This is a genomic window from Synechococcus sp. A15-60 (genome assembly GCF_014280095.1).
Classification (GTDB): Bacteria; Cyanobacteriota; Cyanobacteriia; order PCC-6307; family Cyanobiaceae; genus Synechococcus_C.
This window is the reverse complement of the sequence record NZ_CP047933.1, coordinates 838,073-857,574: the sequence shown is the minus strand read 5'-3', so window position 1 is coordinate 857,574 and position 19,502 is coordinate 838,073. Positions and strand designations below refer to the sequence as shown.

Sequence of the window (19,502 nt, the reverse complement as noted above, 5' to 3'; positions counted from 1 at the left end):
ACCGCTCTGCCCTGCGCGCGCCATGCCCGAATTGGGTGCTTTCTTTCTTTCCACCCAGGCGTTGGCAGCCCCTGGTGACCTTCTGAACCTGGCGTTGAACGCTGGAGCCGTCGCCCCCGAGGGTGCAGTCCTCCTCGCCATGCTCGCCACCTTGCTGGTGGATCTGGCCGGTGAAAAGGTTTCTGTTCGCTGGGTTCCACCCATCTGCTATGCCGGCCTTGGCACGGCTCTGGTGCTGCTTGCCCTGCAATGGAATGCACCACTGGAGAGCTCCTTTCTCGGGGCGTTCCTGCCGGATCATCTGGCCATCGCCTTCCGCGCCGTGGTGGCAGCATCCACCCTGCTGTCGCTGCTGATCAGCTGGCGTTACGCCGAACAGGGAGGCACCCCGGTCGGGGAATATGCCGCAATCCTGCTAGCGGCCACGCTCGGAGCAATGCTGCTCTGCGGAGCCACCGATCTGGTGAGTGTCTTTGTGTCTCTAGAGACGCTATCCGTCGCTAGCTATCTGCTCTCCGGCTACATGAAGGGCGACGCGCGCAGCTCAGAAGCAGCTCTGAAATATCTCCTGGTGGGCTCAGCCGCGGCGGCAGTATTTCTTTACGGCTCCTCCCTGCTCTACGGCCTCAGCGGCTCCACAAGTCTTGAGGTAATCGGTCAGTCGCTGCTGACCAGTCCAACCCCCCTGGCGGCTCTAGCGCTGGTGTTCGTGCTGGCCACCGTGGCGTTCAAGATTGCGGCCGTGCCCTTTCACCAGTGGACCCCCGATGTTTACGAAGGCTCTCCCACCCCTGTGGTGGCCTTCCTTTCCGTGGGTTCCAAAGCGGCGGGCTTTGCTCTGGCCTTGCGCCTGCTGGTGGGCTGCTTCGGCAGCTTCGACACCCAGTGGAAACTGCTCTTCACAGTTCTGGCCGTGTTGAGCATGACGCTCGGCAACGTCGTGGCTTTGGCGCAAACCTCGATGAAGCGAATGCTGGCCTATAGCTCCATTGGTCAGGCCGGCTTCGTGATGATCGGACTGGTCTGCGGGACGGAAGACGGTTTCGCCGCAATGATCCTCTACACGGCGGCCTACCTGTTCATGAATCTGGGGGCCTTCGCCTGCATCATCCTCTTCTCCATTCGCACCGGCAGTGATCGAATTTCCGATTACGCGGGCCTTTATCAAAAGGATCCGCTGATCACCCTGGGCCTCAGCCTTTGCCTGCTCTCCCTGGGTGGCATTCCGCCGATGCTGGGCTTCTTCGGCAAGATCTACCTGTTCTTCGCTGGCTGGGCCGATCAGCAGTACCTCCTGGTGGTGGTGGGCCTGATCACTTCGGTGATCTCGATCTACTACTACATCGGTGTGATCAAGATGATGGTGGTCAAGGAGCCTCAGGAGGCCTCTGAAGTGGTGAAGGCTTACCCCTCCATCCAGTGGGACACCCTTGGCCTTCCACCCCTGCGCGTGGCCCTGGTTACCTGCGTAGTGATCACCGCGATCGGTGGAATCCTGTCCAATCCCCTCTTCCAATGGGCTAGTGATGCTGTCGCCGGCACTCCACTGCTGCAGGAGGCGATCGCCAGTGTTTCCGGAACAACCCTTGGATAAATCAACGGCAGTCGCAAGGCTTCCTGTCGCAGAACTGCGCGGCGTTGATAAGGTCTACGGGAATGGTGATGGGTTGGTCAAAGCACTTGATCAACTCGATCTCACCGTTCGTCAGGGCGATTATGTGGCCGTGATGGGGGCCAGCGGATCAGGCAAAAGCACGGCCATGAACATCCTGGGCTGCCTGGATCGACCCAGCGGAGGGTCCTATTGCCTCAATGGGAACGCTGTTGAGGATCTTGACGATGATGCTCTGGCTGACCTGCGCAATCAGCAGCTGGGATTCGTGTTTCAGCAGTTCCACCTGCTGCCCCATGCGACAGCACTGGAAAACGTGATGCTGCCGATGATCTACGCGGGAGTGCCCGCCCAGCAACGACGCGAGAAAGCCAGCCAAGCCCTGGATCGCGTCGGTCTGGCAGATCGCATGCAGAACCGTCCTAACCAGCTGTCCGGCGGCCAACAGCAGCGTGTCGCCATTGCCAGAGCCATCATCAACCAGCCGAGCCTGCTGCTGGCAGATGAACCCACCGGAGCATTGGATTCCCGCACCACCGACGATGTGCTCAACCTGTTTGATGCACTGCATGCTCAGGGGATCACGTTGGTGCTCGTGACCCATGAAGATGACGTCGCCGCGCGAGCCGAGCGGGTGGCCCATTTCCGCGACGGTCGCATCGAGCGCTGGAACGAGCGCCCCAAATCAGCTGGGAAGCCCGGGACAAGCTGATTAGTCTGGGCGCGAGTGAGCTGGCCAACATGGCGTCCTCCACTACAACGAAGACCCGACTCCTTCTTGTGGATGACGAAGCCAGACTCACAGAACTGTTGTCCATGGAGCTGGAGGTGGAGGGCTACGCCGTGGAGGTGGCCGCTGATGGTGCCAGTGGCCTGATCCGTGCCCGCACCGAACCCGCTCCCGACCTGATTGTTCTGGACTGGAATCTTCCGGACTTCAGTGGCGTGGACATCTGTCAACGCATGCGCAGCAGTGGCATCACCACACCGATCCTGATGTTGACGGGACACGATGACGTCGCGGATCGCGTCACAGCACTGGATGCGGGCGTAGACGACTACCTGATCAAGCCGTTCTCGATCGAAGAGTTGATGGCCAGGCTCAGGGCCATGCAACGACGCGCGATCAGCTTCTCTGGCGGTGATGGCGAAGCCGCTCAACCAGAAACTCTCCAGGTGGGGGATCTCACCATGAACACCAACACCCGGGATGTCTGCAGGTCAGGCCGCATGATTCAGCTGTCGGTCAAGGAATACGAGCTGCTGAACTTCCTGATGCGTGGCCAGGGCAAGGTGCTGGAACGGGCCGAAATCATGCGCGGTGTTTGGGGCGAAAACTTCTACGGCGACGACAATCTGCTGGATGTTTACATCCGCTATCTGCGTCAGAAAATTGAATCGAAGGAGTTGCCTCCTTTGATCCACACTGTTCGCGGTGTGGGATTCATCATGCGCATTGACAGCCGATCGTCGGCGTCATGACCCCTCTGGCCGCTCAAGACTGTTCATCAGCTGGGCCACCAGCAACGACACTGCATCAGCGCCGGAGGCCGTCAGCGGATTAAGGTCCAGATCGCCTGGATCCTTGGCCACCCATCCGCCTGACTGCGGCTGGCGCAACTCAAAGTGAAGATGCGGTCCCGTACTTAGACCAGTGCTGCCGACCCGACCGATCACCTCTCCTTGGCGCACCGTCTGGCCGGCCTTCACATACAGCTCGGAGAGATGGCCGTAGAGCGTTCTGCGGCGGGGCAGTTCATGTTCCAGTTCAATGGCGATGCCGTAGCCGCCGGCCAAACCACTGCTGAGCACACGGCCCGAGAGTGCTGCCACGACGGGAGTCCCTTCCGGCGCAGCAAAATCCTTGCCGGCATGCATCAGCCATTGGCCCACGATCGGATGGAGGCGCCATCCGAACTCACTCGTGGTGATGGCAGACCCGATGATCGGGAATAACAGCTGGCGATCGCCATTGCCTGCGACGGAAGCAGGACGCGGTGACACCGCAAAGACCGAGTCCAGCCGGAATCCGGGAGACGGTCCCGCGAGAAGAGCGCCGACGGGGACCGAAATCGGGGGTAAGGGCTGACCATCCGGTCCAAGACGACGCAGTCCAGTGAGCAACTCATCACGGCCATTCCAGACAATTCGGGGCGAGCGAACCCCACGACCACGCACGGCGACGCCACCGTTGCATTCCTGGCGTGACAAGGCACCACTTCGACAGGCCTGCTGAAATGCCGGCACGTTGATTGGTCGGCTGACATCACCGGTTTCAAGCTGTCGACGCTCCTGCGGTGTGATCACCTGATTGCGCTCCAGAGATTCCAGCGACCGGTCGAAGGTCAGAGGCGCCTGAGGTGGAAGCAGCTCCTGAGGTTGCACCGGAGCCTGCAGTGAAGGGAGGGACAGCAGCAGGGACGCAGCGAGCAAGCGCAATGCCAATGAACAACGCCATCTCATTGGTGAGACTTTAAAGATTCCCTTCTGAGCGACCGCCCCAACGCGTCCAGCTGGTGGTCCGGGTTCCCTGACGCAGGAGCAGCTGACCATCCAGACCGATGCCGCACACAGCCCAGTGTTCACCGCTAGCCGGATCGGCAACGGACCTGCACCACAGGCGCTGATCCGCCGCAGCGACCACCCGTTGAGGATGCGCCGCAAGCTGGTTGGCACGCTCGAGTGCCAGCAGCGTATGGAGTTGCCACAAGCGAACTCGACAACGTCCGGGAGGGAGCAACTCCCGCAAGGCAATGCCCCCCTGCGGCACTGGATTGCACACATTCAGCCCCACCCCGATCCGGGCCAAACGCACGTGATGGCCACGAAACACAAGCTTGGGCAACACACCCGCCAGCTTGCGGGAGCCAACGAGCAGATCATTCGGCCACTTGATGGCTGCCGACACCCCATGGCTCTCCAGCTGCTCGGCCATCGCCAACGCCACAGTCAGCCCAAAGAGGCCCGTGGAGGGTTCACCGTTCGGCCAAGGCAGTGCGGCACTCAACCAGACGCCTCCTGGCGGTGCCATCCAGAAGCGACCGTACTGGCCGTGGGCGAAGCGTTGATGCTGGGCCAGCACCGCCCGGGGCTGACGCGCCAACCAGGGTTGTTGACGCAACCACTGCGTCAACGCGGTTTCAGTGCTGGAACAGACACTCAGATGACGCAGCTGCCACCCGGACGAGCCCCTGTCGCGAAGCGCGTGAACTAGCCGTCCCTGCGGGATGCGGATCTCTTTCAATGCTGTTGCGTCCACCATCGAGCCAGACGGGCTGCCCCCTGCTCCAACACATCGGTGGGCCGCACCAAGGCCAGGCGCAGCCAACCGGCGCCGGCATCACCGAACCCGGAGCCAGGTGTCAGGGCCACCCCGCAATGCTCCAAGAGGTCAGCCGACAACTGTTCATCACTCCAACCCCGGGCACGAGCCCAACCCGGTACAGGCATCCAGAGGTAAAGCGCCATCGACGGTTCGGGGATCGACCATCCGAAAGCTGCCAAGGCCTGACGGGTGCGATCCCGCCGTTCGCGATACACCGGCTGCAAGCGCAATGGCCAGTCGGGATGTTGATCAAGAGCCACAATCGCGCCTTGCTGCAGCGCCCGGCACTGGTTGAAATCCACAACGCCCTTGAGTTCGCGTAGGGCCGCAATCAAAGGCGCCGCTCCCACCGCAAATGCCAAACGGAACCCACCAAGACACCACCCTTTTGAGAGGGAGAAGAACTCGATACCGCGCTCCCGCCAATGGGGACAACGCAACAATGACGGCGCCTCTCCTTCCAAGGCAAGATCCACGTAGGGATTGTCGTGGGCCAGCACAAGATCGTGCCGATCACAGCGGCGCATCGCCGCGTCCAACCAGGCCTGCTCGCCGGTGCAGGCGGTGGGATTGTGCGGAAAGCCCAGCACCATCAGGCGCAGCTGATCCCACTGAGCCAGAGAGAGCGCGTCGAAATCGGGAGCCCATTGCCGCTCAGCAAACAAGGGCAGGGTCTCAATGGCGGCATCCGCCAGTTCGAGGCCGCCCCGATGGGAGGGGTAAGAGGGGTCGAGGATCAGCGCTGAATCTCCTGGATTGAGCACAGCGAGCGGCAGATGGGCCGTCCCCTCCTGGGAGCCAACCAGCAGCAGCACCTCACGGTCGACATCGACCGACACACCGAAGCGCTGCTGGCACCAGGCCGCCGCGGCCTGGCGAAAGGGTTCCGTACTCGCGTGCAGGCAGTAGGAGGCACTGGCCGGTTCCGTCAGGACAGATGCCATGGCCTGCACAGCAGCCGGCGGAGGCAAAAGATCAGTTGAGCCAAGCGAAAGATCGATCAGCGGCTGTTCAGCGCAAGCGGCGCTGCGTCCATAAGCGGCTTTACGGCGATCGTTGCGGTCAAAAACACCGCTGCCCAGCCTGGCCAGACGATCAGAGGTGAGCATCCAGGAAGGCCTGCAGCTGTGGGCGGGCGACCGCTCCTTCATGCCGGGCGAGTTCCACACCATCCCGGAACAGGATTAAGCAGGGAATGCCTTGCACCTTGTAAGCATCGCGGGTGGTGGGATTGCCATCCACTTCCATTTTTCCGACATTCAGACGACCTGCATAAGCCTCCGCGGCCCAGTCCATCAGCGGCGCCATCAACCGGCAGGGACCACACCAGGGAGCCCAGAAGTCCACCAGAACGGTGCTGTCTGCCTTGAGCACCTCTTGAGCAAACCCTGCGTCGGTGAAATCAGAAACAGAGGCGGACACATCGGAGCTGCGAAGTGCTTCGATCCTATGAATCGGTGTGACTGCCGGAGGGCCTGCAGGCTCAGAGCTTGTCGATGGAGCGGCGCAACTCTTCAAGGTCGGTATCAACCTCCGTAACTTTCACCGGTTCGACGGTGGCATCTGCTGCTTGGTCTGCAGAGGGCAGAGCGGCAGCCTCGGGACCCGCCGAGAGTTGCTGGCGCAGCGCAGCCAGTTCATCGTCGACGTCGTCACCACCCTCTAGAGCAGCAAACTGGCTTTCGAGATCAGCTCCCGCGAGCTCGGCCGCAGCCTGACTACTGGCTTCCATGGCCTCGACCTTGTCCTCCATGCGCTCGAAAGCCGCCATGGCGGAGTTGCTGCCCAGATTGCCCACAGCACTCTGCAATTGCTGCTGGGCCTTGGCCGCCTGAGCCCGAGCCTTCAGCATGTCTTTCTTGGTTTTGGCTTCAGCGATCTTGCCTTCGAGCGCCACCAGGCTCTTCTTCAGGGTCTCGACCTGGGCGTCCTGACCCTGCACCTGCTTGGCGAGGGACGTAGCGGTCTCCTGGAAGGTCTTGCGGCGGGTTAGCGCCTCACGGGCCAGATCCTCCTCGTTTTTCTTCAGTGCCAGCTCAGCCCGTTCGTACCAGGTGCGAGCTTGCGCTTCGGCTTGATCTGCCTGATTGCGCAGACGCTTCTGGCTGGCGATCGCCAACGCCACGGCCTGGCGAAGCTTCACCAGGTCCTCCTGCATGTCCGCGACGGACTGATCGAGAATCTTGACCGGATCCTCGGCCTTGCTCACCAGATCATTGACATTGGCGCGCAGCAGACGGCTGACCCGATTGAAGAAACCCATGAATCGCGGAGAGCGTTGCCTGAGGGTAGCGAGCGAATCAACCGGACCTGCCTAGGGTTTGGCAGAAATCGGCAGACGGCCATGGGACGGGCCCCGCAATCGCAGCGACGTCGCTTTGGCAAGGGTGAAGTGCTTCTGCCACCCATGCCTGCGCCCGCCCAACCGTTGAGCGGATGTCTGGAAGCCCTCCAGAAGACCTGGCGTCAGGAAGGGTCCCTAGCGGCTCTCTGGCAGGACTGGCCGACCTTGGCCGGCGACCAGCTCGCTGGCCACTGCAGACCCCTGGGCCTGCGCAATGGCGTCCTCACCGTGGGGGCCAGCCACCCCCAGTGGCGCCAGGCGTTGCTTTACAGCAAATTGCAACTGCTGGCGGCGATTCGTGCCGCAGGCCATCCGGTGAAGGATTTGCGCATCCAGCAGCACCACGCAGTCGCGCGCCCAGCTGCGGATGACCCTCTTGAAGACTGGAAGCGCCATCCCAGCCGAATCGATGTGCATGGCATCGCGCCCTGTCCCCGTTGCGGCACGCCATCCCCCCTGGGCGAGATGGCCCAGTGGGGTCATTGCAGTTTCTGCCGTCGCATGGAGCTGAGCAAGGCAAACGGGGGCGATCAGTAGCGCTCTGGTCTTGGCTTGCGCCAGGTGAGCACCACGCCACTGGCCTGCAATGCATCGGCGCGCTCCTCCAGGCGTTCACGCTCGAGGCGCCAGAGCTCATAAATTCCTTCACGGGCCAGGATCTGAGGTTGCAGATCCTGCCAATGCTCCTTGGCTGCGGTGCCCGTGTTGATCACCACAAGCACCGAGGGAGATCCATCAGCAGCGTCGCGGGGGCGGCCCTCAAATCCGCGCCGACGTTCATGGTTGAGGCGATCGGCCAGGTTCATGAGTGCGGCCCGCGATTCGCCTTCGTAGATCACCACCTGACCGGTATAGAAGTGCAGCGATGGCTTAAGGACGCCGATCATGGCGAGCGGTTCGCCAGTCCGGCGCTGCGCCACGACCTGCTCGGCCACAAGGCGCACCGGCAGCTGGCGCACCCGATCACCCAGCTGGATCATCGGCACGAGCGCAAACAACTGGAAGGCCACTAGTGGCCCCTGCCAGGCAAGCAGTCGCCCCGACACCGGAGAACCCAGACACCCCAGGCCCAGAAAGAGAGCGACTGAAAAGCAGACCGCTGACCTCAGCACAAGACCACTGGCCAGCAGCTCGGCGGGCAGGGTGGGCATTTCAGGATCCTGGATCAAAGGGATCCAAAGCGAAGACAGCCAAAAACCCACTGTCAGGATCAAGACGAGACCCGCTATGCAGGACCAGGCAGTGAGGAGCGCCCAGCGGCGCTGAAGCGCCGCTGGGCGCGCTGTGATCGCCATAATCAGCGCCGCAGCCGGCGTGGCAGGCAACCAGTAACTGGGCAACTTGGTGGCCGCTGCGGTGAACAACAACAGCACAGCCAGCAACCAACAACCAGCGAAATCAATCAGGCTGTCGTGAGAAGGCTTTCGAGCGGTGGAGGCGCTGCCGAAGAAGCCGGTCAACACCCGTCCCAACCCAAGCAGCAGGAGGGGCGTGAACGGCAGAGATGCCACCACCAGCACAGGTCCGAAGAACCACCAGGGCTGGAGGTGATCATTGACCACGCTCGTGAGTCGCTGGAGGTTGTGGTACCCAAAGAAGCTGTCCCAGAACGGCTGACCCTCCACCAGCAACTCAGCCACATACCAGGGAAGACTGATCGCCGCGGTGATTAGAAGTCCTGGCAACGGTCTGAGGCGACGCCAGAGACCAGCCAAGTCTCGTCGGGTGATCGCGAACAGCAACAGAGTCATGCCCGTGAGCACCACTGCGACAGGCCCCTTGGTGAGCACAGCTGTGGCCAGGAGGATCCAGGCCGACCACCAGCGCCGTTCGGATTCGGCGACGTAACAACGCCACTGGCAGAGCAGGCTGAGAGCCAGCGTTCCATTCAGTAGGGCATCGCTGACGGCCGTGCGGCTCCAGATCAGCACAAGGGGCGACAACCCGAAAGCCAGCGCTGCTGCCACTGCCGTGCGGCGGGGATGGTCATCCTCGGAACCGGGATGACGCATCAAGGTGTCACCGATGGCCAGCATCGTCACCACAGAAGCCAGCGCGGACGGCAAACGCGCCGCCCAGGTCCCAAGGGGATCCCAGAGCTGATGACCAGGCAGGGCATACCCCAGCCCCATCAGCCAGTAAACGAGGGGCGGCTTGTCAAAACGGGGCAACCCGTTCACCCGTGGTGTCAGCCAATCACCGGTCTCGGCCATGGCTCGTCCTGAAGCTGCAAACAGCGGTGGTGTTTCATCCACCAATCCTGTGCTGCCGAGCTTCCAACAGCAGAGCGCTACCCCCAGGGCAAGAATGAGCAACAGTCCCCGTCGGCGCTGCCGTGGCGTGGGAACGATTGGAGCTGACGAAACCGCGGTCATCAGCTGATGGTGCCATCCGTTGGGATCAAACCACGACGGATCCAGGCCTCGATTCGAGCCGCGAGGGCCTCCTGGCTGGCCCACTGCTCCGTCCAGCGTCGACAGGCACGCCGGTCGATAGCCGCCACGCGCCGGGTTGCTTCGGTGAGCGCTTCGCGGTCATCGGCAGTGACCAGCCATCCGGTCACACCGTTTTCAATGATCTCGCCAGGGCCACCGCGGTCGTAAGCGATCACGGGGACGCCGCAGGCCAGGGCCTCGACCACCACATTGCCGTAGGCCTCATTCCATTTGGGAGTGTTGAGAAAGGCACGACAACGCCCCAGTTGTCGCTGAAGCTCATCCGTGGATTGAAAACCACACCACTCGATCGTGCCGGCAGGCACCTGCGCTTCCACACGGCTGGCATAGGCGGGATCCTCCACCAGTCCCCACACTTTGAGGGGCTCGCCCAGCGCCGCTGCGACGGCAGCAGCATCCTCCAGCCCCTTCTCGGGAGCCACACGACCAGCCCATCCGAGCGGACCATCCCCGGTGAGCTGCAGTGCGTAGCGGGACAGGTCAAAGCCATTGCCCACCACCTCAGGGGGATGGGGAAGAGCGAAATCTTTGGCCTGACGTTGGGTATGAAAGGCCATGCGGCGCTGATCCCAATGCGCCAAATCCTGAATGGCCCGATCCATCAAGGAGGACACCGATCCCATGCTCACCAGGTGGAAGACGGGGCTGACCACGTGGGGGGTAAGCCAGAGCGGTAGCCAGTCGTAGCCGAAATTGAGCACCGCATCGGCACTGAGCGCGAGGGCTCGATCCCAGAGCTGCGGCAGCACCCCGTCCAGCGGAATCTGCATCGCGGCCTCTCGATTGGCATGCTGCCAACTGGGCTGATCCACACCAGGCTCCGTGTGCAGGGTCACGGCACCATCCAGGGCAGGGAGATGGGAGCCGGAGGGCGCCACCACATGCAGATGATGTCCGCGGCCGACCAGACCTTTCAGCACCGAGGTGAAGGTGAGTTCAACGCCACCGCCGCGGCCACTGCCGAGTTGTCCGATGGGTGTGCTGACCAGCACCAGCGTCAGAGGCCGATCCGTCATGCCTTCAGATCTCCAGGACTGCTGATCGATGCGGAGACCCACGGTTCCCAGAGGCGTTGGCGTTGACTGACCAGCAGAACAGACAACAGCACCAACAGCACGGAGAACCATTGCAGAGGTTGCAGGCGCTCACCCAACAGAACACCGCCCGTTGCGAGGGCAAAAACGGGTGTCAAGAAGCCGAGTGTGCTGAAACCGGTGAGGTCCTCACGGTTGGCAAACCAGAAGAACAAGGCGTAGGCCAGGGCGCTACCTAGCAGGGAGGCATAGGCCATCTGGGCCCAGTTCCAGAGGGTCCAGGCTGGTAGCAGCGCCGTGCTGCTGTCGGCGCTATGGAGGAGCAGGAGCGGGATTCCCCCCAGCACCATGTGCCAGCCAGTGATCGAGACCGGATCACTGCGCCTGCAGGCGAAACGGCTGAGCACGGTGCCGAAGGCCATGGACAGCGCTGCTAGCAGCATCCAACCGGTGCCTTGCTGCCAGCCCGTCTGCAGAGCCGAGAGATCGGCCTGAAGCCACCAGTGCTGAAGCAGTGGGGCCGGCACTCCGAGGCAGACGATCCCTGCCAGACCCACCACCAGACCGATCCAGCCAATCGGATTAATCGACTCAGCAAACAGCCAGCGGGCCAGCAGGGCCACGATCAAGGGCTGGGAATCGATCAGAACTGAACCAAGACCCGCGCCGGTGCCCTGGAGCCCCTTCGCCAGACAGAACTGAAACAGGACTGCATCCACCAGGGTGAAAAGTAGGAACCAAATGCGGTCTCCTGGATCGATGGCCAACGAGCGACCCAGCCATGGCACCGCCATCAGGATCACCACCCCAGCCGGCAACAGCCGCAGACAGGCCACCAAAAGTGCGCCGCCGGATTGCACCAGGGGCGCCATCGCTGCCATCGCCGTTCCCCAGAGGGCAAACGGCAACACCATCAGCAGACCACGCTGCAGCGACGTCATGACATTGGGCCGACAGGGTCCTTTTTAAGATCTGACGAGTTGAACGGAGGGCCATGGGCTGGCTGTGGCGCCGGAAATCCAAACGCCGCATGGCGCGCATCGAAATCGAAGGTGCGATTAGCGGCTCGACGCGACAGAGAGTGCTGAAGGCCCTGCGGGAGGTTCAGGAGCGGGAATTCCCGGCACTGCTGCTGCGCATCGACAGCCCTGGTGGCACAGTCGGTGATAGCCAAGAGATCCATGCAGCGCTGCTGAGACTCCGGGACCAGGGCTGCAAGGTGGTGGCCAGCTTCGGAAACATCTCGGCCTCTGGCGGGGTGTACGTGGGCGTCGCCGCTGAAGCGATCGTTTCCAACCCAGGCACCATCACCGGGTCGATCGGCGTGATCCTGCGCGGCAACAATCTCTCTGAGCTGCTGCAGAAGATCGGTGTCCGCTTCGAAACGGTGAAAAGCGGCGCTTACAAAGACATCCTCTCGCCGGACCGCGCCCTGAGCACCGAGGAACGCGCCTTGCTGCAGAGCCTGATTGACAGCAGCTACGACCAGTTCGTGACCGCTGTCGCGGAGGGCCGCAATCTTGAAGAAACCAAGGTCCGCAGCTTCGCCGATGGCCGCGTGTTTAGTGGCGCCCAGGCCAAGGATCTCGGCCTTGTGGATGAGCTGGGCGATGAGGAGGCAGCGCGAAGGCTGGCGGCACGCCTGGCTGATCTCGATGAGGAGCGCTGCAAGCCGGTGACCCTCGGCAAACCCCGCAAGCGACTGTTGCAGAACCTGCCGGGCTCGCGGCTGCTCACAAGGCTGGAGCAGGTCCTGAACACCGAACTGGAACTCAGCGGTCAGCCCCTTTGGATGCATCGACCATGACGGAGTCCCTGCAACTGCGCGGGCTGCGCGGCGCTACCACCAGCAGTGAGAACACGGTTCAAGCGATCCGTCATGCGGTCAATGAACTGGTGGAAGCCCTGATGGATCAAAACCACTTGAGCCCCCAACAGCTGGTGTCTGTCACCTTCTCGGTGACCGCTGATCTGGATGCAAGTTTCCCTGCCGCCACGGCACGGCACCGTCCCGGCTGGGACGCCGTGGCCTTGCTGGATGTCCAACAGATGGCCGTGCAGGGGGATCTGGCCCGCTGCATCCGCCTGCTCGCCCATGCCTGGCTGCCCGCGACGCAACCGTTGCATCATCCCTATCTGCGCGGGGCGATGAAGCTGCGCCCGGACCGATCTCGTCACAACTGACAGATCAAGGGCCGACCCCCACGGCCGTTCACCGGGAGTGATTCTCACGACAATTCACAAACGACTCACGGCTCAAGGGCCGATCACTTTCTTGCCGCGATGACCCGACATTTTCCCTTCATGAGCCGAAGCGCTGGTATCGCAGCCCTGATCAGCTGTGGCGCCATCGGTACCACCGCCTTGCTGCAACCCCTTTCAGCACCACCGGCATCGGCACAAAACACTCCGTCGCTCTTGGAATTCCGCTGGGATGACAACAGCGGTTATCGCAAGCTGTATTTCGTGCAGAGCAGCCAGCGTCAACGGGAACGGGCTGAGTACATGTTCATGTTGCGACCCAAGGATCGAAAGACCGCCATTCTCAAACTGAGCATCAGCGTGCCCAGGCACTTCAACGCCCGCATTCGTCCCAAAAACCTCTCTCTTTGCAGGATGAAACTGGGCGGAATGCTGTCGCGCAGTCGTTGCGAAGAGGTTCTGCCGGCGGTGATTGAGGTGAACGAAGAGCAAACCGCGATTGATGTCTTTCCCGACACGCCGATCCCGACCGGTGGCACCGTTGCCGTGGTGATGAATGTGTTCAACCCCACCAAGTCGGGCATGTTCCAGTTCAATGCCCTTGCTCAGGCCCCCGGAGAAGTGCCGGTGTCTGGCTATCTGGGCAGCTGGTCCGTCGATATTGACTGACCCAAGCTGATAAACTCGCTTCTTGACGAAAGGCCGGGCGCCGTAACTATCCAATGACCAAACGAACTCTCGGAGGCACCAGCCGCAAGCGCAAGCGCGTCTCAGGCTTCCGAGTGCGGATGCGCTCTCATACTGGCCGGCGCGTGATCCGCAGTCGCCGTAAGCGCGGACGGGCCCGTCTCGCTGCTTGATCAGTCAAGACATCTGCGATGGTCTTGCCGGCATCCATGCGCCTGCGTGGCCATCGCTGTTTCGACCACCTTCATCGGCGTGGCAGACGATTTCACAGCACCTTGATGGTGTTGCGCACTGCCCCAGCCAGAAATGAATTGCTGAACCGCAACGCGGCGTTGAAGACCTCATCGTCCACAGCGGATCGCGCACGTTGCCGCGTGGCTGTCGTAATCAGCAGCAAGGTGAGCAAGCGTGCCGTTGTGCGCAATCGCCTGCGTCGCCGCTTGCACGCGCATCTGCGCAGCCGCTTCGAACAGGCACCGGAACACGGTGCCATCTGGCTTTTGGTGAGTTTGAAGCCAGGGGTTGCCCCCGAGAGCCACGCCTTGCTGGAAGAATGCGACAGATTGCTTAAACAGGCAGGGCTGACGACATGAACGGTTCGATCCAGGAAGACACCTTTTACGAGGGGGGCCCTGCCAAAGGGGATCTGATTTTCAACCTCCTTCTGGGCCTCACCCTGATTGGTCTGCCCTTCGCTGTTGGCGGGGTTGTTCGTGCTCTCTGGCTGCGTTTCAAGGTCACCAGCCGGCGCATCTCCGTGAGCGGCGGCTGGCTGGGCCGCGATCGCACCCAGGTTGTTTACAGCCAGATCAAGGAAGTGCGCTGTGTGCCTCGGGGCTTCGGTGCTTGGGGGGACATGGTGCTGGTGCTAACAGACGGCTCGCGCTTGGAACTTCGCTCCATGCCTAAGTTCCGAGAGATCGAGACTTACATCGAGGAACGGATTAAGTCCCGTCCTGCGGCCAAAGGTGCAGAGAGCGACATCGCTTCCACCAAGGGATTCGCTGCCTGACCCTTGGCATGAGCGCAACGGCATCGCCGTTGTTGCACACTGGCATCACCTTTCATCACCACGCGGAACGCCATCGTGATCGGGTACATCTCCGACAATCTGCTGCTGCCAATCCTCGATTTCTTCTACGGATTGGTCCCCAGCTACGGACTCGCGATCGTGGCGCTCACGGTGGTGATCCGCCTCGCACTGTTCCCTCTCAGCGCCGGATCCATCCGCAGTGCACGCCGCATGCGCATCGCCCAACCGGTGATGCAGAAGCGGCAAGCCGAGATCAAGGCGCGCTTCGCCAGCAACCCTCAAAAGCAGCAAGAGGAGCTGAGCAAGCTGATGAAGGAGTTCGGCAGCCCGCTGGCCGGTTGTCTACCTCTGCTCGTGCAGATGCCGATCCTGTTTGCCCTGTTCGCCACGCTGCGCGGATCACCGTTCGCGGATGTGCCGTACACCCTCAATCTGAAGGTGCTGCCCTCGGAGCAGATCGCTGCCATCGAACCCAAGCCCTTCAGCAGCGCCAGCCACTCGATCTTTGTCACCGAAACCGATCACGTTCCCGTGATCGCCAGCCTGCCGGGCGGCACCAAGATCGGCTCAGGGGAATCGGTCCAGATCCAATTGCAGACCAAAAGCGGCACGCCCTTTAGCGAGGTGCTGACTGGGGTCGACAACGGCCAGTCTTTTCTCCCCGACTGGACGGTGACCAAAGGCGAATCCATCGTGTCCGTCTCGGACAGCGGCACCATCACTGCTTTGGCTCCCGGCGACGCCACCGTCGAAGGCAAGATCCCCGGCCTAGCGGCCCGCAGTGGTTTCCTCTTCATCAAGGCCCTGGGTCAGGTGGGCTTCTACACCGATGGTTCGATCAACTGGGACATCGCCATCTTGGTGGGTTCCTTTGGCGTGAGTCTGTTCATTTCCCAGCTGCTGTCAGGAATGGGAATGCCTGCCAATCCCCAACAGGCCACCGCCAACAAGATCACGCCAGTCATGATCACGGGCATGTTCCTGTTCTTCCCACTGCCCGCGGGCGTTCTCCTCTACATGGTGATCGCCAACATCTTCCAGGCTGCGCAAACCTTCCTGCTCACCCGCGAGGCCCTGCCTGACAACCTCCAGGCCATTCTTGATGAGCAGTTGAAACAGGCCCAGACACCTGCAGCCGCCACCGCCAGCGGTGCAGCCGGCAGCCGGCTGCCCTTCGAGCCGAAAGGCGGGAACAAATGATCCCCGGCCTCGAGCCGGTACCGCTGAGGGAGCTCCAGGCTCTGGGAACGTCCAGGGTCTGGAATGTGGAGGGGCAACTCGAGGCGATCCAAAGCCTGACTCCCGTGCGTGGCAGCCTCAGGGCTGAGCACCGCGGCAACCTGCTTGAGGTGGAGGGGTCGCTACAGACCATCGTCTGCCTTCGTTGCGATCGCTGCCTGGGTCGCTTCAATCAAGAGCTCAAGGCCGAGTCCAAAGAACTGATCTGGCTTGGGGGTGAGCCAACGGACGAATTGCTGGCCGATGCAGGGCTTGATCCGGAAATCCCTGACGGTCTGGTGGACGTGCTGGATCCCCGTGGGGATTTCGAACCGGAACGCTGGGTGTTTGAACAACTGAGTCTTCAGATGTCGGTGGTCAACCGTTGCGGCGATCTCTGCCCAGGCATGCCAACTCACGCGGCCGAGCCTCGCAAACCATCAAGCGCCGCGGCCGTGGATCCTCGCTGGAAGGCACTGCGGGATCTGCAGTCGTCCCTGCAACCGGATAGGGGAGACCATGGCTAACACCTGGATCGGTCAACTGGATCTGCTCATTCGGTCGGGCACACCCCTGATCTGGATCCGCAGCCATGAAGAAGAGCGCGTTGAGGGACTGCTGAGGCAGACCTGTCAGCGCCTTCCGGATCGAACCCTGGCCAGCTGGGACTTCGTAGGCGGCCTTAGTGGCGTGCTGGGGCAAGAACAGCTGGGTGCGCGTCAGCCCATGGCCGTCCTCCAGTGGCTTCAAGATCGCCCCAGCAGCAACCCCACGCTGCTGCTGCTGAAAGACGTGCATCGCTTCTGCGATGACCCTGGCATTGCCCGCATGCTGCGCAACCTTGCCAGCCAGCTGCGCACGACGCCTCACACCCTGATCGTGACCTGCGGGCAGTGGACTCCACCCGCAGACCTGGATGAAGCGCTCACACTGCTGGATCTGCCATTGCCCCAGGAAGAGGAGCTACGCACACTGCTGGCCAATATCGCCCGCGCCAGCGGACGCGACCTGGAAGCGGATGTGCTGGAAGAACTCACCCATGCCTGCTGTGGCCTCAGCGAGGCACGCGTGCGGCATGTGGCCGCTAAGGCTCTCGCTCAACGGGGATCCCTGAGCCGTGACGATCTGGCTGATGTGCTGGAGGAAAAACGCCTCTCCCTCGCCCGCAGCGAAGTACTCGAGTTCTGCCGGACCGATGCCACACCGGGCGACATCGGCGGCTTGGAGACGTTGAAGCACTGGCTGGATCAACGCCACCGTGCCTTCAATGACGATGCCCGTCGATTCGGCCTGCCCCTCCCCCGCGGGGTTCTGCTTGTCGGCCCCCAGGGCACCGGGAAATCACTCACGGCCCGTGCCATCGCACACAGCTGGTCCATGCCGCTACTGCGACTGGATGTGGGCCGACTGTTTTCCGGTCTGGTGGGGGCCAGTGAAGCGCGCACCCGCGACATGATTCAACGGGCGGAAGCCATGGCCCCATGCGTGCTGTGGATTGACGAAATCGATAAAGGGTTCGGCAATGACAGCCGCAGCGATGGCGGCACCAGCCAGCGCGTACTCGCCACCGTGCTCACCTGGATGGCCGAGAAACGCTCTGCGGTGTTTGTGGTGGCCACCGCCAACGGCGTGGAGCGCCTGCCAGCGGAACTGCTGCGGAAAGGACGATTCGATGAGATCTTCCTGCTGGACCTTCCCTCGCGGGACGAGCGCAACAGCATCCTGAGCTTGCACCTCCAGCGCCGACGCCCCGGTCTCGAGCTGCCTCTCTCCACCGTGGTCGACCGCACCGATGGGTATTCAGGCGCTGAACTCGAGCAGGTGGTGATTGAAGCCATGCACCTGGCCTTCGCAGACAGCCGGGAGCTGTCTGAGAGCGATTTGATTCAAGCAGCGGCACAGCTGGTGCCACTGTCACGCACCGCACGGGAACAACTCGAGAGCCTCAAGCAATGGGCGAGCGCAGGGCGCGCACGACCCGCTTCATTGCGGGGCGTAACGAACTCTCAAACGGCGTAACAATCTGAGTGGGGTACTCAGGTCAAAACCCTGTGCACTCCGTAAGTTCCGGTCATCGACCGCGATCTTTTTGTGAACCGTCCTTCCGATTTCACTGCTCAGCTGGCAGCAGCCTGCCTCGGGGCCGGTGTGATCACCACGGTGGCTGTGGCGCAGGGCCAGAACCCGATTACCGCACTGGGAATCACCCTGTTCTCCGCCGTCGCAGCTGTCATGGTGGGACAGGTTCTCTGAGCGCGAGGAAGGCGCTGGCAGCGGACGCTTAGGCTGCCGGCGCTGTTATCTGAATCCCTGTGCTCGATCAGCGTCTGGTGCGAGAAAACCCTGAGCTGATTGCGGCTCAACTGGGGCGCCGAGGCATGGATGTTGATCTCACATCCCTGCAACTGATCGCACAGCAACAGCGCGACCTCGAAGAACAACGCAGCAACCTCCAAGCCGAAGGCAACCGGATCGGCAAGGAGGTGGGCCAGAGAATCAAAGGAGGTGCGGATCCGAAGGGGGATGACGTCGCCGAATTGCGCAAGGAAGGCAACGCCATCAAGCAGAAGGTGGCGGTGCTGGAAGACGAGGAAAAGCAGCTGGCCTTGAAACTGAAGACCCAGCTGCTCACCTTTCCGAACCTGCCGTCGAGCGAAAGCCCCGATGGCAAGGACGAAACCGACAACGTTGAGGTGCGCCGCTGGGGCAGTCCACGCGAAGAGCGAGGCCTCGAGGAACATTGGGCGATTGCCGATCGCCTGGGGCTTCTCGACAGCGAGCGGTCCGTGCGGATTGCTCAGAGCCGCTTTGTGACCCTGCTCGGCCAGGGCGCGCGGCTGGAACGGGCCCTGATCAATTTCATGCTGGACCTGCACACCGGTAAGGGCTACCGGGAAGTGCTGCCTCCAGTGCTGGTCAACAGCGCCAGCCTCACAGGATCCGGTCAGCTTCCGAAATTTGCCGAGGAAAGCTTTCGCTGCGCTGAAGACGACCTGTGGCTGACACCCACGGCCGAGGTGCCGGTCACATCACTGCACCGTGAAGAAATCATCCCGGTGGATCAGCTGCCGTTGCGCTACGTGGCGTACAGCCCTTGCTTCCGTCGCGAAGCAGGCAGCTATGGCCGTGACACCCGTGGGTTGATCCGCTTGCACCAGTTCAACAAAGTTGAGCTCTACTGGTTCGCCCATCCCGACCAGTCGGCTGAGGCCCACGCCCAGATCACTGCCGATGCCGAAGCGGTCCTGCAGGCCCTGGAACTGCCCTACCGCGTGCTCGAGCTCTGCACCGGTGATCTCGGCTTCTCCGCCACCCGAACCTATGACTTGGAAGTGTGGCTTGCCGGCGCGGGAGCCTACCGGGAGATCTCCAGTTGCAGCGTTTGCGGAGATTTCCAGGCGAGGCGTTCTTCCATCCGCACCAAAGAAGGCAAAGCCACCCGGCTGGTTCACACCTTGAACGGAAGCGGTCTGGCCATCGGCCGCACCATGGCGGCGTTGCTGGAGAACGGTCAGCAAGCCGATGGGAGCGTGAAACTCCCCCAGGCGTTGGTGCCTTACTTCGGTGGCGACCACATCCGGCCAGAATGAT

General features: G+C 62.1%; 23 protein-coding genes. 15 read left to right on the top strand and 8 right to left on the bottom strand.

The genetic code is table 11. The features are described from left to right. Positions 1-22: 22 nt before the first annotated feature. Genes SynA1560_RS04520 through SynA1560_RS04510 form a run of 3 tightly spaced genes read left to right on the top strand, consistent with a single transcriptional unit; the run spans position 23 to position 3,094 of the window. Positions 23-1,594: an NAD(P)H-quinone oxidoreductase subunit N gene (locus tag SynA1560_RS04520; protein WP_186501271.1), complete on the top strand. Its 1,572-nt coding sequence runs from the start codon at positions 23-25 to the stop codon at positions 1,592-1,594. After that, positions 1,587-2,324 carry an ABC transporter ATP-binding protein gene (locus tag SynA1560_RS04515; protein ID WP_255477064.1) on the top strand — a complete coding sequence of 246 codons (738 nt, stop codon included), beginning with the start codon at positions 1,587-1,589 and terminating at the stop codon, positions 2,322-2,324. The genes SynA1560_RS04520 and SynA1560_RS04515 overlap by 8 nt, the downstream gene beginning before the upstream one ends. Before the next feature lie 29 nt (positions 2,325-2,353). Continuing rightward, positions 2,354-3,094: a response regulator transcription factor gene (locus tag SynA1560_RS04510; protein ID WP_186501269.1), complete on the top strand. Its 741-nt coding sequence runs from the start codon at positions 2,354-2,356 to the stop codon at positions 3,092-3,094. Here the strand turns inward: SynA1560_RS04510 and SynA1560_RS04505 are convergent. The 5 genes from SynA1560_RS04505 to SynA1560_RS04485 all read right to left on the bottom strand — a co-directional run bounded on the left by SynA1560_RS04505 (position 3,089) and on the right by SynA1560_RS04485 (position 7,200). Next, entirely contained in the window at positions 3,089-4,057 is a 969-nt protein-coding gene (locus SynA1560_RS04505) for a M23 family metallopeptidase (protein ID WP_255477063.1), read from the bottom strand. The two genes, SynA1560_RS04510 and SynA1560_RS04505, sit on opposite strands and share 6 nt — an antisense overlap. Before the next feature lie 28 nt (positions 4,058-4,085). Beyond that, positions 4,086-4,874, bottom strand: coding sequence for a biotin--[acetyl-CoA-carboxylase] ligase (locus SynA1560_RS04500; protein ID WP_186501267.1), 789 nt, complete (start codon positions 4,872-4,874; stop codon positions 4,086-4,088). Continuing rightward, positions 4,853-6,046 (bottom strand): aminotransferase class I/II-fold pyridoxal phosphate-dependent enzyme, encoded by a 1,194-nt coding sequence (locus SynA1560_RS04495; RefSeq protein WP_186470455.1) that lies wholly within the window; start codon positions 6,044-6,046, stop codon positions 4,853-4,855. The genes SynA1560_RS04500 and SynA1560_RS04495 overlap by 22 nt, the downstream gene beginning before the upstream one ends. Beyond that, on the bottom strand, positions 6,033-6,359 hold the full coding sequence (gene trxA, locus SynA1560_RS04490) for a thioredoxin (RefSeq protein WP_186470454.1): 327 nt from the start codon (positions 6,357-6,359) through the stop codon (positions 6,033-6,035). The genes SynA1560_RS04495 and trxA overlap by 14 nt, the downstream gene beginning before the upstream one ends. A gap of 61 nt (positions 6,360-6,420) precedes the next feature. Next, entirely contained in the window at positions 6,421-7,200 is a 780-nt protein-coding gene (locus SynA1560_RS04485; protein WP_186470453.1) for a PspA/IM30 family protein, read from the bottom strand. 81 nt (positions 7,201-7,281) lie between these two features. Here SynA1560_RS04485 and SynA1560_RS04480 point away from each other — a divergent pair, with 81 nt between their 5' ends. Beyond that, positions 7,282-7,818, top strand: coding sequence for a DUF721 domain-containing protein (locus SynA1560_RS04480; RefSeq protein ID WP_186501266.1), 537 nt, complete (start codon positions 7,282-7,284; stop codon positions 7,816-7,818). Here SynA1560_RS04480 and SynA1560_RS04475 read toward each other — a convergent pair. Genes SynA1560_RS04475 through SynA1560_RS04465 form a run of 3 tightly spaced genes read right to left on the bottom strand, consistent with a single transcriptional unit; the run spans position 7,812 to position 11,712 of the window. Further along, on the bottom strand, positions 7,812-9,656 hold the full coding sequence (locus SynA1560_RS04475; RefSeq protein ID WP_186501265.1) for a glycosyltransferase family 39 protein: 1,845 nt from the start codon (positions 9,654-9,656) through the stop codon (positions 7,812-7,814). The two genes, SynA1560_RS04480 and SynA1560_RS04475, sit on opposite strands and share 7 nt — an antisense overlap. Beyond that, positions 9,656-10,753, bottom strand: a complete 1,098-nt coding sequence (locus SynA1560_RS04470; protein WP_186501264.1) for a glycosyltransferase — start codon at positions 10,751-10,753, stop codon at positions 9,656-9,658. Before SynA1560_RS04470 ends, SynA1560_RS04475 begins: the two co-directional genes overlap by 1 nt. Further along, a complete protein-coding gene (locus tag SynA1560_RS04465) occupies positions 10,750-11,712 on the bottom strand; it encodes a DMT family transporter (protein ID WP_186470449.1) in 963 nt (320 codons plus the stop codon). The genes SynA1560_RS04470 and SynA1560_RS04465 overlap by 4 nt, the downstream gene beginning before the upstream one ends. Positions 11,713-11,765: 53 nt before the next feature. Between SynA1560_RS04465 and sppA the strand changes: the two genes are divergently transcribed. The 11 genes from sppA to serS all read left to right on the top strand — a co-directional run bounded on the left by sppA (position 11,766) and on the right by serS (position 19,501). Further along, positions 11,766-12,578 (top strand): signal peptide peptidase SppA, encoded by an 813-nt coding sequence (sppA, locus tag SynA1560_RS04460; RefSeq protein ID WP_186501263.1) that lies wholly within the window; start codon positions 11,766-11,768, stop codon positions 12,576-12,578. Then, complete coding sequence (gene aroH, locus SynA1560_RS04455) at positions 12,575-12,955, top strand: chorismate mutase (protein ID WP_186470447.1); 381 nt, start codon at positions 12,575-12,577, stop codon at positions 12,953-12,955. The genes sppA and aroH overlap by 4 nt, the downstream gene beginning before the upstream one ends. Positions 12,956-13,075: 120 nt before the next feature. Further along, positions 13,076-13,642: a DUF2808 domain-containing protein gene (locus tag SynA1560_RS04450; RefSeq protein WP_255477062.1), complete on the top strand. Its 567-nt coding sequence runs from the start codon at positions 13,076-13,078 to the stop codon at positions 13,640-13,642. Positions 13,643-13,695: 53 nt separating this feature from the next. Next, the gene (rpmH, locus tag SynA1560_RS04445; protein ID WP_186470445.1) at positions 13,696-13,833 is read left to right on the top strand and encodes a 50S ribosomal protein L34; all 138 of its coding nucleotides are present in this window, start codon (positions 13,696-13,698) and stop codon (positions 13,831-13,833) included. 18 nt (positions 13,834-13,851) lie between these two features. Then, a complete protein-coding gene (gene rnpA, locus SynA1560_RS04440; protein ID WP_186470444.1) occupies positions 13,852-14,253 on the top strand; it encodes a ribonuclease P protein component in 402 nt (133 codons plus the stop codon). Further along, positions 14,250-14,672, top strand: coding sequence for a PH domain-containing protein (locus SynA1560_RS04435; RefSeq protein ID WP_186470443.1), 423 nt, complete (start codon positions 14,250-14,252; stop codon positions 14,670-14,672). Before rnpA ends, SynA1560_RS04435 begins: the two co-directional genes overlap by 4 nt. Before the next feature lie 75 nt (positions 14,673-14,747). Beyond that, the gene (gene yidC, locus SynA1560_RS04430) at positions 14,748-15,893 is read left to right on the top strand and encodes a membrane protein insertase YidC (protein ID WP_186470442.1); all 1,146 of its coding nucleotides are present in this window, start codon (positions 14,748-14,750) and stop codon (positions 15,891-15,893) included. Further along, the gene (locus SynA1560_RS04425) at positions 15,890-16,438 is read left to right on the top strand and encodes a DUF177 domain-containing protein (RefSeq protein ID WP_186501262.1); all 549 of its coding nucleotides are present in this window, start codon (positions 15,890-15,892) and stop codon (positions 16,436-16,438) included. The genes yidC and SynA1560_RS04425 overlap by 4 nt, the downstream gene beginning before the upstream one ends. Next, positions 16,431-17,930 carry an AAA family ATPase gene (locus SynA1560_RS04420; protein ID WP_186470440.1) on the top strand — a complete coding sequence of 500 codons (1,500 nt, stop codon included), beginning with the start codon at positions 16,431-16,433 and terminating at the stop codon, positions 17,928-17,930. Before SynA1560_RS04425 ends, SynA1560_RS04420 begins: the two co-directional genes overlap by 8 nt. Positions 17,931-18,002: 72 nt before the next feature. Beyond that, a complete protein-coding gene (locus SynA1560_RS04415; RefSeq protein WP_186470439.1) occupies positions 18,003-18,164 on the top strand; it encodes a hypothetical protein in 162 nt (53 codons plus the stop codon). Between the two features lie 59 nt (positions 18,165-18,223). Next, positions 18,224-19,501 carry a serine--tRNA ligase gene (gene serS, locus SynA1560_RS04410; protein WP_186501261.1) on the top strand — a complete coding sequence of 426 codons (1,278 nt, stop codon included), beginning with the start codon at positions 18,224-18,226 and terminating at the stop codon, positions 19,499-19,501. The last annotated feature ends 1 nt before the right edge of the window (position 19,502 follow it).

What these genes read in the sequence shown, in the direction of transcription:
- SynA1560_RS04495 (WP_186470455.1), bottom strand. Translation starts at nt 6,046, where the DNA reads ATGCTCACCTCTGATCGTCTGGCCAGGCTGGGCAGCGGTGTTTTTGAC.
- SynA1560_RS04485 (WP_186470453.1), bottom strand. Translation starts at nt 7,200, where the DNA reads ATGGGTTTCTTCAATCGGGTCAGCCGTCTGCTGCGCGCCAATGTCAAT.
- SynA1560_RS04510 (WP_186501269.1), top strand. Translation starts at nt 2,354, where the DNA reads ATGGCGTCCTCCACTACAACGAAGACCCGACTCCTTCTTGTGGATGAC.
- rpmH (WP_186470445.1), top strand. Translation starts at nt 13,696, where the DNA reads ATGACCAAACGAACTCTCGGAGGCACCAGCCGCAAGCGCAAGCGCGTC.
- SynA1560_RS04520 (WP_186501271.1), top strand. Translation starts at nt 23, where the DNA reads ATGCCCGAATTGGGTGCTTTCTTTCTTTCCACCCAGGCGTTGGCAGCC.
- SynA1560_RS04480 (WP_186501266.1), top strand. Translation starts at nt 7,282, where the DNA reads ATGGGACGGGCCCCGCAATCGCAGCGACGTCGCTTTGGCAAGGGTGAA.
- SynA1560_RS04435 (WP_186470443.1), top strand. Translation starts at nt 14,250, where the DNA reads ATGAACGGTTCGATCCAGGAAGACACCTTTTACGAGGGGGGCCCTGCC.
- SynA1560_RS04425 (WP_186501262.1), top strand. Translation starts at nt 15,890, where the DNA reads ATGATCCCCGGCCTCGAGCCGGTACCGCTGAGGGAGCTCCAGGCTCTG.
- SynA1560_RS04465 (WP_186470449.1), bottom strand. Translation starts at nt 11,712, where the DNA reads ATGACGTCGCTGCAGCGTGGTCTGCTGATGGTGTTGCCGTTTGCCCTC.
- SynA1560_RS04475 (WP_186501265.1), bottom strand. Translation starts at nt 9,656, where the DNA reads ATGACCGCGGTTTCGTCAGCTCCAATCGTTCCCACGCCACGGCAGCGC.
- aroH (WP_186470447.1), top strand. Translation starts at nt 12,575, where the DNA reads ATGACGGAGTCCCTGCAACTGCGCGGGCTGCGCGGCGCTACCACCAGC.
- sppA (WP_186501263.1), top strand. Translation starts at nt 11,766, where the DNA reads ATGGGCTGGCTGTGGCGCCGGAAATCCAAACGCCGCATGGCGCGCATC.
- SynA1560_RS04500 (WP_186501267.1), bottom strand. Translation starts at nt 4,874, where the DNA reads ATGGTGGACGCAACAGCATTGAAAGAGATCCGCATCCCGCAGGGACGG.
- SynA1560_RS04470 (WP_186501264.1), bottom strand. Translation starts at nt 10,753, where the DNA reads ATGACGGATCGGCCTCTGACGCTGGTGCTGGTCAGCACACCCATCGGA.
- rnpA (WP_186470444.1), top strand. Translation starts at nt 13,852, where the DNA reads ATGGTCTTGCCGGCATCCATGCGCCTGCGTGGCCATCGCTGTTTCGAC.
- SynA1560_RS04420 (WP_186470440.1), top strand. Translation starts at nt 16,431, where the DNA reads ATGGCTAACACCTGGATCGGTCAACTGGATCTGCTCATTCGGTCGGGC.
- SynA1560_RS04450 (WP_255477062.1), top strand. Translation starts at nt 13,076, where the DNA reads ATGAGCCGAAGCGCTGGTATCGCAGCCCTGATCAGCTGTGGCGCCATC.